The sequence below is a fragment of the Arthrobacter sp. YN genome, from assembly GCF_002224285.1.
Classification (GTDB): Bacteria; Actinomycetota; Actinomycetes; order Actinomycetales; family Micrococcaceae; genus Arthrobacter.
Genome location: NZ_CP022436.1, coordinates 559,844 through 574,136 on the forward strand (window position 1 = coordinate 559,844; position 14,293 = coordinate 574,136).

Annotated in this window: 12 protein-coding genes and 1 pseudogene; 4 read left to right on the forward strand and 9 right to left on the reverse strand. The window is 61.9% G+C overall.

Going from position 1 to position 14,293, the window contains the following annotated elements; all coding sequences use genetic code 11:
- Positions 1–144 precede the first annotated feature (144 nt).
- Together CGK93_RS02695 and CGK93_RS02700 are read left to right on the forward strand one after the other, a co-directional pair.
- The gene (locus CGK93_RS02695; protein ID WP_089597135.1) at positions 145–1,155 is read left to right on the forward strand and encodes a LacI family DNA-binding transcriptional regulator; all 1,011 of its coding nucleotides are present in this window, start codon (positions 145–147) and stop codon (positions 1,153–1,155) included.
- A 37-nt stretch (positions 1,156–1,192) separates the two neighbouring features.
- On the forward strand, positions 1,193–1,486 hold the full coding sequence (locus CGK93_RS02700; RefSeq protein ID WP_089593489.1) for a putative quinol monooxygenase: 294 nt from the start codon (positions 1,193–1,195) through the stop codon (positions 1,484–1,486).
- 64 nt (positions 1,487–1,550) lie between these two features.
- Here CGK93_RS02700 and CGK93_RS02705 read toward each other — a convergent pair whose 3' ends face one another.
- Positions 1,551–4,154 (reverse strand): GH32 C-terminal domain-containing protein, encoded by a 2,604-nt coding sequence (locus CGK93_RS02705; RefSeq protein ID WP_089593490.1) that lies wholly within the window; start codon positions 4,152–4,154, stop codon positions 1,551–1,553.
- 306 nt (positions 4,155–4,460) lie between these two features.
- On the opposite strand from CGK93_RS02705, the gene CGK93_RS02710 reads away from it, so the two are divergent.
- On the forward strand, positions 4,461–5,252 hold the full coding sequence (locus tag CGK93_RS02710) for an NAD-dependent epimerase/dehydratase family protein (RefSeq protein WP_089593491.1): 792 nt from the start codon (positions 4,461–4,463) through the stop codon (positions 5,250–5,252).
- Positions 5,253–5,262: 10 nt separating this feature from the next.
- Here the strand turns inward: CGK93_RS02710 and CGK93_RS02715 are convergent, their stop codons facing one another.
- From CGK93_RS02715 to eat, 8 genes and pseudogenes are all read right to left on the reverse strand, one after another.
- On the reverse strand, positions 5,263–5,856 hold the full coding sequence (locus CGK93_RS02715) for a TetR/AcrR family transcriptional regulator (RefSeq protein ID WP_089593492.1): 594 nt from the start codon (positions 5,854–5,856) through the stop codon (positions 5,263–5,265).
- Between the two features lie 44 nt (positions 5,857–5,900).
- Positions 5,901–6,659, reverse strand: a complete 759-nt coding sequence (locus CGK93_RS02720; RefSeq protein ID WP_089593493.1) for a MerR family transcriptional regulator — start codon at positions 6,657–6,659, stop codon at positions 5,901–5,903.
- Between the two features lie 77 nt (positions 6,660–6,736).
- Positions 6,737–7,375: a PadR family transcriptional regulator gene (locus tag CGK93_RS02725; RefSeq protein WP_089593494.1), complete on the reverse strand. Its 639-nt coding sequence runs from the start codon at positions 7,373–7,375 to the stop codon at positions 6,737–6,739.
- Between the two features lie 150 nt (positions 7,376–7,525).
- On the reverse strand, positions 7,526–8,308 hold the full coding sequence (locus tag CGK93_RS02730; protein ID WP_089593495.1) for a 3-oxoacyl-ACP reductase: 783 nt from the start codon (positions 8,306–8,308) through the stop codon (positions 7,526–7,528).
- A gap of 31 nt (positions 8,309–8,339) precedes the next feature.
- Positions 8,340–9,710 carry an aldehyde dehydrogenase family protein gene (locus CGK93_RS02735; protein ID WP_089593496.1) on the reverse strand — a complete coding sequence of 457 codons (1,371 nt, stop codon included), beginning with the start codon at positions 9,708–9,710 and terminating at the stop codon, positions 8,340–8,342.
- Positions 9,707–10,465, reverse strand: coding sequence for a gamma-glutamyl-gamma-aminobutyrate hydrolase family protein (locus CGK93_RS02740; RefSeq protein ID WP_089593497.1), 759 nt, complete (start codon positions 10,463–10,465; stop codon positions 9,707–9,709). The genes CGK93_RS02735 and CGK93_RS02740 overlap by 4 nt, the downstream gene beginning before the upstream one ends.
- Positions 10,446–11,827 (reverse strand): annotated as a pseudogene (locus tag CGK93_RS23955) (glutamine synthetase family protein). The gene CGK93_RS02740 and the pseudogene CGK93_RS23955 overlap by 20 nt, the downstream one beginning before the upstream one ends.
- Before the next feature lie 36 nt (positions 11,828–11,863).
- Positions 11,864–13,294 carry an ethanolamine permease gene (gene eat, locus CGK93_RS02750; protein ID WP_089593498.1) on the reverse strand — a complete coding sequence of 477 codons (1,431 nt, stop codon included), beginning with the start codon at positions 13,292–13,294 and terminating at the stop codon, positions 11,864–11,866.
- A 265-nt stretch (positions 13,295–13,559) separates the two neighbouring features.
- On the opposite strand from eat, the gene CGK93_RS02755 reads away from it, so the two are divergent.
- Positions 13,560–14,276, forward strand: coding sequence for a FadR/GntR family transcriptional regulator (locus CGK93_RS02755; RefSeq protein WP_232481525.1), 717 nt, complete (start codon positions 13,560–13,562; stop codon positions 14,274–14,276).
- Positions 14,277–14,293 lie beyond the last annotated feature (17 nt).

Below are 14,293 nucleotides of genomic sequence, written 5' to 3' on the forward strand. Positions count from 1 at the left end.
CATTTTCTGCGTCTGACAACGTTGTCATGGAACATGTAAGCAAGCTCACACGATAGAGTCAAGTAGTAAATCGAGTTGAGGAGCAGCAAGTTGACAACGATGTCTAATCGTTACCAGTCCGACTCCGGACGCAAGCGCCCCACCATGAAAAATGTTGCCGATCTCGCGGGCGTTGGGATCAAGACAGTCTCCCGCGTAGTGAACGATGAGCCAGGGGTCTCCGAGGCGACCCGTCAGCGGGTCATGCGGGCAACGGAACAGCTGCAGTACCAACTGGATATCACGGCTGGCAGCCTGAAGCGTTCCGGACGCAAGACCCAGTCCATCGGCCTGCTGCTTCCGAGCGTTTCCAACCCCTTCAGTGGCGAGATCCACAGGGCCATGGAAGACGCCTTGGCTGTGCGCGGCATTGCCGTCTTCGCTGCAAGCCTGGATGACGATCCCGACCGGGAGAGGAAACTCATTTCAGCTTTCCTGGGCCGTCGGGTCGACGGGCTGGTGCTGACGACCATCGCCAAGAGCCAGGCGTACATGATTCCGGAGCACTCCCGCGATCTGCCACTGGTATTCGTTGACCGTGAGCCCGTGGGTATTGAGGCCGACGCGGTGGTGACTGACAACGAAATTGGTGCGGCAAAGGCGGCGGCCCATCTCATCCAGCATGGGCATACCCGTCTGGCTTACCTTGGCGACCGGACTGACATTCAGACTGCCGGGAGACGCCGGACAGGGTTCCTGAATGGAGTGGGACAAGCGGGCATTTCCACGTCCGGCGTCGCCGTTCGTGAGAACCTGCATGACGAGGAAACCGCATGTCGGGCGGCTCACGAGCTGCTTACCTCAGAGAACCCGCCGACGGCGATTTTTTCCAGTCAGAACCTGGTGACGTTCGGAGCCATGCGGGCCCTGAAAGCCCTTGGACTGCATCACAAGGTTGCCCTCCTTGGATTTGATGATTTCACCCTGGCCGACATGATGGACCCCGGGATCACAGTGATCGCCCAGCATCCCGAACGCATCGGCAAGCTTGCGGCAGAGCGGATCCTTGCCAGGATCGATGGCGACGAGAGCCCCGCCCAGACGTATGTCATCCCCACTGAACTGATACAGCGGGGTTCCGGTGAAATCCGGCCTCAAGATGACACGGGCAGATAGCAGAACGATCCGAAACCAACCGAGCAAAGGACTGGCCATGACCAAGACACTGTACGCAGAGTTCACCGTCAAGGAAGGCAGTGAAACCCGCGTCGCGGAAATGATGGCAACGCTGGCGGAACACGTCCGGAACGAACCGGGAAACGTGATGTTCCTGCCGTACACACGGGAAGCCAACCCGCGGGAGTACTTCGTCTTCGAGGTATACCGGGACGAGCAGGCCTTCCAGGAGCATATCGTCGCCGACTACGGCCGGGAGTTCAATGCCGAACTTGCCGATCACATAGAGGGCGACGGTTCCGCCCTGACCTGGCTGAACCCACTGGCATAGCCGTAAAAGCAAGGGACGGCGGCCCGGCGAAAGCCGGCCGCCGTCCCTCGCTACGGGCGGTGCGTTACTTCTTTCCGGGAAGGAACATTGATCCTTCCATGGGGGTCACGGTGAGGGACTTCAGTTGCGCTGTTCCACCCTCCGCGAAAAGGGTCATCTTGTCAGCGCCGGCGTTCGGGAATACCTGATCGGTGATGGTCCGGAGACCATCGCCGGAGAACACTTCCACGGATGAACGGTCTACGTACACCCGCAGAGTGACATTGCCCTTTTCGTCCAGTGCGACAGGGGCGTCCTCAACTGAAGCGAAGGTCGGGTGGAAAGCGGTGTTTCCCGATTTCGTGCGGTCAACGAAGACCTTCCCGGTGGTGGAGTCGTAGCCGATGGCGGTGGAGGAGTTGCCGTCGCCCAGCACGGTGATGCCTGCCTTTTTCGCCGTGCCGGGTGCGAACGTGATGTCCACACGCTGGACCTGACCTGAAGCGGCAGGGGGCAGCGGGGTTGTTCCGGCCTTGATGGCACCGCCCTTCATGTCCGCATAGCTGGGCTTTTTCGCGAGCTTGTCCACCTGCTTGACCACGCTTTGGGCAAGGCGAGGTCCATCGGGTGTCTGCGTCAGCTGTACCTCCCGGGGCAACGACATGGCGCTGCGCCACGGGTTGGTGGGGATGGTGTTGGCGTAATCCCAGTTGTTCATCCAGCCCAACATGACCCTCTTGTTATCGGGCATGTTCGCAAAGGAAACAGCCGCGTAATAGTCGCGTCCGTAGTCCAACCAGTCGTAAGACTCCAGCTTGGACTTCGCTGCTGTGGAGCTGGCTGTGAACTCGTCCGCGAGGATGTGCCCCCATCCGAATCTGTTGTTATCGACAACCTTGATGTGTGCCTGCTGGCCAACGAATTCCTTGGTATCCCATGAGGCCCAATCCAAGCTTTCGCTGTCGTTGCCGGTGGCGGTACGGACCACTTGTCCGTTGACAACCAGGTTCACCGTTTCTTCATCGGACCTGGCGACGGCGGCTGTGTCAGTAAGCATGACGTGATCAAGGGTCATGTGGCCCCACCCGCCGGTAGCTTCGTCGACGATCCGCAGCTGTGCCTTCTGTCCGGCGAACTCCGAGACATCCCAGCCTTTCCAGTTCAGCAGTCCCGCGTTATCACCCGCCAGGGAGCGGACCACAGTGCCGTTGACGAGCAGCTGGACGGCCAGGGTCTGGCCTGAGTCCGCTGTTCGGTTGCCGCCTCCCACCAGCATGGACATGAAGTTCTTGGTGATGGGGAACTCGGGGGAGATCAGGGTTCCTTGGCGGTCATCACCGGGTACGGCGCCTGTTTCGAAGGTGTTGATGCGCTTGGCGCCGATGTAGAAGTCCCCGCCGCTGGTGGCCGGCTGGAAATTGGGGGTCAGGTCGCCTGTCCCAGTCCAGCCTGCATTGGCCAGCGTTGTGCCGTCGGGAACCTCGAAGCCGTCAAACTTCAGCTCTCCCGGGGGCGGGGTGTTGTCCAGCTTGTCGGAGACGCGGGGGTGCTTGCCGCCGCCAATGAGGAAATTAAGGTAGTCGTCGGTCACGGTGAAGGTTGGTGACTGCATGGAACCCAGTGGCCAGTCGCCGTCGTTGAATGAGTTGATCAGTCCTGTTCCGCCGAACCCGGATACCGGACTCTGGCCGGGCAGGGAGCCGGAGGCGGGAGCGTCACCGAAAGGACCGTTCTTCCAGTTGCCTGGTTCGTTGTTCAAGGTCCATCCGTTGTAGGTGCCGTCGTTGAAGCCTGCCATGACGGTGCCGGCCGGGACCTCGGCCACTGGTTCGGTGGTTTCGGAGGTGAACGTGGTGCCGTCAAAGTCGCCCACGAAATACTGTCCGGCCGATCCTCCCGCGACACCGCCGGGATTGATATTGACCACCATGACCCATTTGATGTTGTTCGTATCCCCATCCACCGCCAGCGGGAACAAATCAGGGCATTCCCACTGGCCGCCGGTGGCGTTGGCGGGCCCGAATTCGCTCAGGGCAGTCCAGTCCTTGAGGTTGCCGGACTTGTAGAGGAGCACCTTGTGATCCTGCGATTCGACGACGGTCATAACCCAGTAGCCGCCGCCGGACGGGTTGTCGTACCAGAAGACCTTGGGGTCCCGGAAGTTTGCAGAATTGCGGTTCAATACAGGATTTCCTGAGTACTTGGTCCACGTCTGGCCATCATCCAAGCTGTAGGCCAAGGACTGGGCCTGAAGGCCCCGGTGCGGGGAAGCTTCCTTGTAAGCGCTGGTGTAGACGGCCACCAAGGCGGGGTTTTCTTTGGTCCCCAAGCCCGTGGTGTTGTCCTTATCAACCACGATGCTGCCGGAGAACACGTCCTCCTGCGCGTCGGTGGACAGGGCCAGAGGCTGCTCTTGCCAGTGAACCAGGTCCTTCGACGTCGCGTGACCCCACGACATATTCCCCCAGGTGTTGCCGGAGGGATTGTGTTGGTAGAACAGGTGATAGACCCCCTTATGGAAAACCATCCCGTTGGGATCGTTCATCCAATTTTTCTCCGGCGTGTAGTGGTAAGCAGGTCGAAAGTCCTCACTTCCCACCCCGGGTGCTGCAGAAGCCGGTGCCACGCCGGCCATGATGCCCGAAAGCGTCAGGCCCGCCAGCGTCAACGCAGACGTCGCTGCCCGCATCCTACTGATCGTGAATTTAGTCATGTTCTTCCAAGTCGCCCTTCATCGCGCGTGCCCATCCCCACTTAGACAACGTTGTCAGTGCGTTGAAAGCTACGATAAGTCCACCGGACAAGTCAACGGTCGTTCGAGATGTCTGCAGGTGGTTGCCAGGGCTTGGATCGGTCGGACATCGTTGTCGGTGATCGAGCGCGCGGTAACAGACGGCCGACGACGGCGGTGCTGCCGCCGTCGTCGTCTTTCAGAAGTCTCTGCAACCGGAAGCGGAAACCGCCAGCGGGGGGGAAGGCGCAGTACGGTTGGGGGATGGTCGATGTTGCGGGGAGTCGTTGGGTCATTACAGGTGCGGCCGGGACGATTGGAACTGCCTTGCGGACGGCCCTCGCCGAGATGCAGGTTGAGCTGGTGTCCACCGATATCCGCCCGGTGTCGCCGGTGGCCCCGCAGGATGTGGTGGCGACCGCGGATCTCAGTGACCTGAACTCATTGGTGGAGCTGTTCGAAAACGCGGATGGCGTGATCCACCTTGGGGGAATTCCTGATGAGGCGGATTTCCATGACTTGGCGGAGGTGAATATCGTCGGTACGTATCACGTTCTCGAGGCTGCCCGACGTGCCGGGGTGCCTCGAGTGGTGTACGCCAGCAGCAACCGATTGACGGGTATGTACTCCGCCGGCGATCCTGTCTCCTCGGACATGCCACCCCGTCCCGATGGCTTCTACGGAGTTTCGAAGGTCGCGGGAGAAGCCCTGTGCCGGCTCTACGCGGACAAATTTGGCATCAGTACCATCGCCGTACGTATCGGCAGCTACGAACATCGACCGGGTTCCGCCCGCGAGCAGCGGACCTGGCTTAGCCCGTCAGATGCGGTTCGGGCTTTCCTCGCCGCGATGACCACCGCAGAACACGTCGCCGTCTTTTACGCCGTCTCCGCGAACACCGGCCGGTGGTGGGACCTGAAGGCGGGAGACGCCGTCGGGTTCATTCCTGAGGATGACGCAGCCCGATGGGGAGCGGCGGAGGATTATGATCCAAACTTGCCTCAGGGCGGGATCTACGCGAGCAAAGAGTACTCCATCGACAAGATGTCCTTGTAGGAGGGGGTGCTTAGCGCTGCGACGGCGCGAAGGCGATCTCTTCCGTGCGGGCAATGCCCCGCTCTATGGCGGCCTTGTCGATGCCCAACAGCGTGGTGAGCCACATGCCGTTCTGCACAACAACAATGTCGGCCGCCCGCTCCCTGCATTCTTCAGGAGACAAGCCGGAAATGGCATTCCCGATCAACGCCGCAAGCCCTTGGAGATACCGGTCAAAAGCTGCGGCATTGATCTGTGCAAAGTCCTCATGTGCCTGGGCGAGAGCCCACAAATGGAGGCGGAGGGACAGATACGGCGTGGTCAGGAGCCCTGGGTCCGCAACGCGACGAAGAGACTCGCGGAGTTGTTCGTCCGGGGTGGAGGTGGGTGAAGGCTCCACCAGCAGGAGGTCGTGCTCTTCGATCTGGTGGAGGACCGCACGGATCAAGCTCGATTTGTCTTCGTAGTAGTAATTCACCAGGCCAAGTGCGACGCCGGCTTCACGGGCCACTGCGCGCATATTGATGCCCGAAATGCCGTGGCGGGACAGCAGTTCCAGTGCCGCTTCAAGAATGCGCTTCTGTCGGTCAACCTGTTCGCCGGACTTGACGGTGCTTGTACCCATCCGGCCAGACTATTGCCTAACTCAGATCAGCGCATCCTGACCGTTTAGAGGTTCTTTTCCGCGTAAACCCGCAGGGCATCCCGGACGAAGGCCGCGCCTGATTCCCCGCCGTAATTGGCGGCAAACCTAGGGTCGGCGACGTACATCTCGCCGAGTCCCGTGACGTAACCCTTGACGTCTCCGCCAGGTGCCGTCGTCGGGGTTCCCGGAATGCCGCGAAGCCACTCGACGTGGCGCCGTGCAAGATCCTGCGCTTCAGCGCTGTCCGGTGCTACGCCTGATTCGGCGGCGGTTATCCAGTCCGTGCCCAACTTTTGTGAGCGGTCCTTCCACTGCTGCTTTTCGTCGGCGCTCATCCCGCGCCACCACGAATCGCCGGCGGCGTAGGCATCCTTGCCCCAACGCTCCTCCACCTCGTCCTTGTACTGAGTGTGGTCGAAGCCATCAAACATGTTCTGTGCCATGTACTTTCCATCCCCTTTCAATGTGTCGATGGTCTGCCGGACGGACGCGATCTGCCGGGTCAGCCTGTCCTGCTCCTGCCCGAGCCATTCCAGATGGCCGCTCAGCGCTTTGACGGTGTCCGTCTCGCGATCCAGAACTTCGGCGATGGCCGGGAGGCCAAGCCCCAGTTCCCGGAGCAGGAGGATGCGCTGGAGTTGGACCAGGGCCGGACCGTCATAGTAGCGATAGCCGTTATGGCCGGTCCGGCTTGGTTTCAGCAGCCCGATGTCGTCGTAGTGACGCAGCGTGCGGCTGGTGGTTCCTGCGATTTTGGCGATTTCCTGAATTGACCAGTCCATACGTCCTCCGTCCTGTGCCTGTTCTTCGACAGTAGGGGTTGACGTTACGTCAAGGTCAAGGGGATGGCTGCCAACACTTAGTCGGCCAGGATCAGGTAGAGGGCGCGGCGGGTTTCGTCCAGCTTTTCAATGGCTGCCTGGCGCTGTTCATCGGTGGCGGCTGAGCGGAACTGGTGGACGACGCCCATGAGCTTGCCGACGCTCTGGTGGAAGGCGGCGGCGGTTCCGTCGGCTTCCGTATTCCAGGCGTTGGCCAGTTCTTCCTCGTGCTCGGCAACATAGGCCTTGCCATCGTCCGTGAGCGTGAACTCGGTACGTCGGCCTTCGCCGACGGCGACGATCAGTTCTTCATCCACCAGTTGCTGCAGGGTGGGGTAGACGGATCCGGGGCTGGGACGCCATGCGCCGGATGTTTTCTCCGCGATGGTCTTGATGAGGCCATAGCCGTTGGAAGGAGCCTCCGCCAAGAGCGAGAGAATCGCCGCCCGGACGTCGCCGCGGTTGGCTCGGCGGGAGCCGCCAAGACCGAAGCCCCGTGGGCCGAAGCCGGGGCCAAAACCGCCCGGTCCGAAGCCCGGGCCAAACCCGCCGCCTCCGTGTCCGCCCGGTCCTCGTCGGCCCTTGCCCCGGTTAAAGCGGCCTCGGCCGTGTCCGGGTTCGGGGTGTCCGTGGTCGTGCTCGGGGAATGGGTTGCCGTGTTCGTTGATGCCTTTCATAACAGCATCGTCCTTTCGGTTGTCCTTACGCCGAAGGATTGTCGGCGATAGTTAACGATATATCGGTGACTATCGCGACGTCAAGAGTCGTTAGGAATCAAAACTGCCCCCGCCCAGTGGGCAGGGGCAGCAATGTGGGGCGAAGGGCGGCTATGACAGCGGGGTGACGTAAGCTCCCGAAATACCGCCATCCACCAGGAATGTCGACGCCGTTATGAAGGATGCGTCGTCACTGGCCAAGAAGGCGACGGCGGCCGCCAGCTCTTCCGGTTCCGCGAAGCGACCCAGCGGCACATGGACCAGGCGGCGTGCTGCCTTCTCCGGATCCTTGGCGAAGAGTTCCTTCAACAGCGGCGTGTTCACCGGCCCCGGGCAGAGTGCGTTGATGCGGATGCCCTGGCGCGCGAATTCGACGCCGAGTTCCCGGCTCATGGAGAGCACGCCACCTTTGGAGGCGCTGTAGGAAATCTGGGAAGTAGCGGCACCCATGACGGCAACGAAGGACGCCGTGTTGATGATGGAGCCCTTGCTCTGCTCCTGCATGTAGGGAATGGCGTATTTGCAGCAGTAGTAGACCGAGGTCAGGTTCACTTCCTGGACCCTCCGCCAGGCATCGATGCCCGTGTCCAGGATCGAGGCATCGTCCACGGGGGAGATGCCGGCATTGTTGAAGGCAATGTCAACGCTGCCATATGTCTCTTTGGTCTGGGCATAAAGGTTGCGGACTTCTTCCTCGCTGGTCACGTCCACCTTCACGAACAGGCCGCCAACTTCGCTGGCCGCGGCAATGCCGGAGGTCGGCTCGATGTCCGCGATCACGACGTTGGCGCCCTCTGCGGCCATCCGGCGTGCTGTGGCCAGGCCGATGCCGCTGGCGCCGCCCGTAATGACTGCACTGCGGCCTGCGAGGCGGTTGGAAACTACTGCTTGCATGGGGTGCTCCTTAGGGAAGTGGTGGAAAAGACTAGGCGGATTGGGTTGAGATGAAAACGTTCTTGACGTCGGTGAAGGCGTCCAAGGCATCCGGACCGAGCTCGCGCCCCAGACCTGATTGTTTGAAGCCGCCAAAAGGTGTGGAGTAACGGACGGACGAGTGTGAATTGACGGACAAGTTGCCGGACTCGACGCCGCGCGCCACGCGAAGGGCCCGGTCTACCTTGGACGTCCAGATGGAACCGGACAGGCCATACTCGGTGTTGTTGGCGATCCGGATGGCGTCGGCTTCGTCCTCGAAAGGGACGACGGCGACTACCGGACCGAAGATCTCATCGGTGAATGACGGCGCGTCCACGTCCGGAGTCAGAACGGTGGGTGGGAACCAGAAACCCGAACCCTCCGGCGCCTTGCCCTGGAAGGCGACCGGGGCGCCGTCGGGCACGAATCCTGAAACTGTACTGAGCTGCTGTGCGGAGATCAGTGGACCCATCGTTGTGGCTGCGTCGGCGGGATCGCCGACGCGCATTCCCATAACCTCGGGTTCCAGCAGTTCGAGGAAGCGGTCGTAGACATTTCGTTGAACCAGGATCCGGGAGCGTGCGCAGCAATCCTGGCCCGCGTTGTCGAAAGCGCCAGCCGGCGCCGCAGCCGCCGCAAGCTCAAGATCGGCGTCGTCGAAAACGATGTTGGCGCTCTTACCGCCAAGTTCCAGCGTCACCCGCTTCACTTGGTCTGCACAGCCGGCCATGATCTGCTTCCCGACTCCGGTGGAGCCGGTGAAAACCACTTTGCGCACGGCAGGGTGGGTGACGAATCGCTGCCCCACCACGGAGCCCTTCCCGGGAATCACCTGGAAGACACCTTCGGGAATGCCTGCTTCAAGGGCAAGCTCACCCAGCCGGATCGCCGTCAGCGGTGTCACCTCTGCGGGCTTGAGCACCACGGTGTTCCCTGCCGCCAGTGCAGGTGCGAAACCCCAGCCGGCAATCGGCATGGGAAAGTTCCACGGGACGATCACACCCACCACGCCCAGCGGCTCATGGAACGTCATGTTGACCCCGCCGGCCACGGGAATCTGGCGGCCGAAATGCCGTTCCGGAGCTGCGGCATAGTAGTTCAGCACATCACGGACATTGCCGGCTTCCCACCGGGCATTTCCGATGGTGTGCCCTGCGTTGCGTACCTCCAGTTGGGCGAGGTTCTCCAGGTCATGGTCGACGGCGGCGGCGAACCGCCGGAGCAGCAGCGCACGGTCCGCGGGCGCCACGGACCGCCACGACTCGTATGCGGCAGCGGCCTTTGCGATCGCAGCGTCCGTCTCTGCCAGGCCTGCGAGTGGGACCGTCTGGATGACCTCCTCGGTGGCCGGATTGATGACATCAAAGACTGTTGCAGTCATGCGGGGGACATCGCTTTCATGGTTGCGGTGTGGTCGTTACGGTAGTTCGCGGCTGCTTCCACGAAGCCGCGGAAGAGCCGGAGATCGTGCGGGTTCTGCTCCGGGTGGAATTGGACTCCCAACACCCAGCCGCCCTCCCTGGTTTCCAGGGCTTGGACCATGCCGTCTGCGGAGCGGGCTGTCACGCGCAGGGCCCGGGGCACAGAGTCCATGGCCTGGTGGTGGTAGCAGGGCGACTCAGCGGTGTCGCCGAGGAGATCGTTGATCAGGCTGCCCGGCGTGGTGCTGAAGGCCGCCTCGCCGTACACGCCGGGCGCTGGTTGGCACCTGGCATCCGGGTTGACGTCCGGGATGTGCTGGATCAGGGTCCCGCCCAACACGACGTTCAGGAGTTGCGCGCCACGGCAGATGGCGAACAGCGGCAGCTCACGTTCCAGCGCAGCGCGGAGAAGGACGGAATCGTGGCTGTCCCGCAAGGGCTGCGGCTGCGTCCTGGGATGGGGGGCCTGCCCGTAAAGTGAAGGATCGACGTCGGGCCCTCCCACCACGATCAGCCCGTCCACCACGTCCAGGACCGTAGGGTCGGTACCGCTGGGTGGCAGCAGTATTGGAGTGGCGCCGGCCGCCACCACAGCCTCGACGTACGTGGCGGGGAGGATGGCCGCCGTCGTATTCCACACTCCCCAGGAGGCCTCCTGCAGGTAGCTCGTGAGTGCGATCCGGGGCCTGTACTTTTCAGAGTCGCTCGAAGCCACGGGTCCGCTCCCAGTCTGTGATGGCGCTGTCGTACGCGGTGAGTTCCACCGTGGCGGCGTGGACGTAGTGGTCCACCACGTCGTCGCCGAAGGCCTTGCGGGCGATGCTGCTTTCGGCGAGCAGATCGCGGGCGTCCCGCAGGGTGGTGGGCAGACGGTCCGCATCGGATTCGTACGCGTTGCCCTTGGTGATGGCCTGCAACGGGAGGTCATTCTCGATCCCGTGAATCACCGCCGCGATCATGGCTGCGACGGCGAGGTACGGGTTGACGTCGCCGCCGCCCACACGGTTTTCGGTGCGGAGGCCCCGGCCGTGTCCCACGACGCGCAGCGCACAGCTGCGGTTATCAAGGCCCCAGGCGATAGCCGTCGGCGCAAAGCTGCCCTCCACGAACCGCTTGTAGGAGTTGATGTTCGGGGCCAGGAAGTAGGTGAGTTCGCGCAGTGCTGCCAACTGTCCCGCCACGAAACGTTCCATCACGGGACTGAAGCCGTGGTCGCCGTCGCCCGCCAAGACGGGGTTGCCCTCAAGGTCGGTGAGGCTGAAGTGGATGTGGCAGGAGTTGCCTTCGCGCTCGTTGAACTTGGACATGAAGGTGATGCTCTTGCCGTGCCGGTCCGCGATCTCCTTGGCACCGTTCTTGTAGAACGAGTGCTTGTCACAGGCCGCCAGGGCCTCGTCGAAGCGGAACGTGATTTCCTGCTGCCCCAGGTTGCATTCGCCCTTGGACGATTCCACAACCAATCCGGCGGCCTCCATGTTGGTGCGGATGGAGCGGATCACCGGTTCCAGGCGCGCGGTAGCCAGCAGCGAATAGTCCACGTTGTACTGCGTTGCGGGCGTGAGGCTGGTGTAGTTCTTCTCCCAGGCCTGGCTGTAGGAGTCGTCGAACATGATGAACTCCAGCTCGGTGCCGGCGTAGGCACGGTAGCCAAGCTTTTCGAGTCGTTCGATCTGGGCCTTCAGGATCTGGCGGGGGAGGCAGCAACAGGGGTGTGATCGGTCCAGAGCACGTCGCACTGCACTATCGCGGTGCCTTCCAGCCACGGAACCCGCCGCAGGGTTGAGATATCAGGCATCATCACCATGTCCCCATAGCCTGTCTCCCACGAGGACATGGCGTAACCGTCCACCGTCTTCATCTCGACATCGACGGCGAGAAGGTAGTTGCAGCCTTCGGCTCCGTGGTCCAGGACGTCCTCCATGAAGGACCGTGCTCCACAGCGCTTGCCCTGCAGGCGTCCCAGCGCATCTGTGATGGCGACAATGACTGTATCGATGTCGCCGCTGTCTATCAGCCCCCGCAGTTCGTCGAGGGTCAGTTGTTGGTTCCGGGCTGACGCTTTGTTTTGCTCATTCATGGTGTCTCCGGGGTTCTTGTGTGTGGACATTTGTTGTTACTTCAGTTCGGCTTCCGCCATGGCCAGTTGGGCGAACTCTTCTTCGGGCGCGCCCGCCACGATCCGGTGCCGGCTGTAGAGCCAGTAGTAGAGAAGGGCGGCGGCAAAGATTGCCGCCGTGATGGAAGCTGCAAAGACGTCGACGACGAACGTCGCCACGACTGCCACGGCGGAAAGGACCAGGGCAACCGAGGTTGTGACGATCCCGCCGGGAGTCCTGTAGCCGCGCTCCAAATGGGGTTCCTTTTTGCGCAAAACGATGTGGGAGAGGTTGAGCAGGACGTAGGAGACCGTGGCTCCAAAGACGGCTATGTTGATCAACAAGGCGCCGTCCTGCGTCACTGCTGCGAGCAGGAAGCCTATGGTGCCGGGAATAATGAGGGCCCAGTAGGGGGTGCGACGCGCCCCGGTGAGGGAGAGCCAGCGGGGGAGGTAACCTGCCCTCGAGAGTGCGAAGAGCTGCCGGGAGTAGGCGTAGATGATGGAGAAGAAACTGGCAACCAACCCTGCCAGGCCGGCGTAGTTGACGAAGTCGGCCAGGAACGTGTTACCGCCGTAGGCGATGCGCAATGCTTCGGGGAGCGGGTTGTCGGATCCGCTCATGGCTTGGGAGCCGGCGGCTCCGGGTACGAGGACCAGCATCAACGCTCCGAAGGCCACCAGGATGATGACGGCCACGATGATGCCTCGTGGCATGTCCCGCTTCGGGTTGGACGTTTCTTCGGCCGCCAGCGGAACGCCCTCCACGGCCAGGAAGAACCAGATGCCGTAGACGAGTGCTGCGAGGATGCCGCTGACACCCATGGGTAGGAAGGCGCTGGAGCCTGCGGAGCCGTCCGGGACGATGTCGAAGAGCCTGGCAGGGTCGAATTTGGGAAGGAGGCCTATCACCGCGGCGATCAACGCAACCGTGGCTACTGCCGTGATGCCGAACATGATCTTCAGCGCCTCACCTACGCCACGGAGGTGGATCCCAATGAAGATCACGTAGGTGACGAGGTAGACCGGCCAGGAGTTGGTGAGCCCGAAGAGCCCCAGCGCTTCCACATAGCCGCCGATGAACGTAGCAATGGCAGCCGGCGCTACCGCGTACTCAATCAGGACTGCCATGCCCGTGGCGTATCCGCCGAGTGGACCTAAAGCCCTGCGTGCGAACGCATAGCCGGCGCCCGCCGTCGGGAGCGTTGATGAAAGTTCGGCGAGGCCGAAGACCATGCAGGTATACATTACGGCCATCAGCACGAAGGCAATGAGCAGGCCGCCCCAGCCTCCCTGGGCGAGGCCCAGGTTCCAGCCCGCGAAGTCTCCGGAGATGACATACGCAACCCCCAAACCGGCCAGGAGGATCCAGCCGGCGGCACCTCTTTTGAGGCGGCGGTGCTTCAAATACTCTTCCTCGCCACCGGGTGGCTGGTGCGCTGTTTCCATGCGTGTTCCTAACGTCTGAGGAATGCTTGTGGGAGAGTTCAACGTGAGGATCAAGGGGAGATCCTAAAGGACTGTTTTCAGTCCAAAGTGTGTTTCAAAGTCTGAAGTGTGATCTGCGCCTCGTCAAGTGTTTTCGTAAAAACACTCACTCTTGCTCGTATAGGTACCGGCCCAATGGTGTCTTTGATGACCATTGATGATCCACACGGCTACTATGAAAGCAGCAGGCACCCTGGGTGCCGCGGTCCGCGCGGAAGGAGATGCAGTGCCCGACTCGCCCTTTGGCCCGTCCTTCTCGATGCTGCGTCCGGTGAGGGGCGGCAATGCGTTCGAGGAAACCATCGAGCACATACTGCAGACCATCAAGCTGGGTATTTTCGCTCCCTCTGAAAAGTTGCCCCCGGAACGTGAACTGGCCGAACAGCTGGGGGTCTCCCGTGCAACACTCCGGGACGCCTTAGGGGAACTGCAGAGCGCTGGTTACCTTGAGGTGCAGCGGGGGCGGTACGGGGGAACATACGTCTCCACCGCCACAGTGCAACGGACGCCTGATAACAGCCCACTGGACCCGGCCGAAGTTGAAGACGTTCTGCTCTTCCGGTCCATCATTGAACCCGCTGCGGCCGTCCTGGCAGCGAAAGCGGATCTATCGGCGGCAGCACGGCAGCACCTCCAGGTGTGCCTTTCCGAAGTCAGCGCGTCCCCTGCTGAGGGCTACCGTCCACGGGATGCGCGGTTCCACATCGCGATCGCAGAATTGTCCGGATCCGCAAGCTTGGTCAGTGCAGTGGCTGAAACCCGTGCGCGACTCAATGATCTCCTGGACCGCATTCCACTGCTTGCTACCAACCTGGACCATGCCAACGAGCAGCATGTCGAGATTGCGGATGCCATTCTGCGTGGTGATGCTCCTGCTGCCGAGCGGGCTGCCGTGGAGCACCTTGAAGGAACCGCTTCGCTCCTGCGCGGCTTCCTGGCCTGAGTTCCTTCACACCCGCA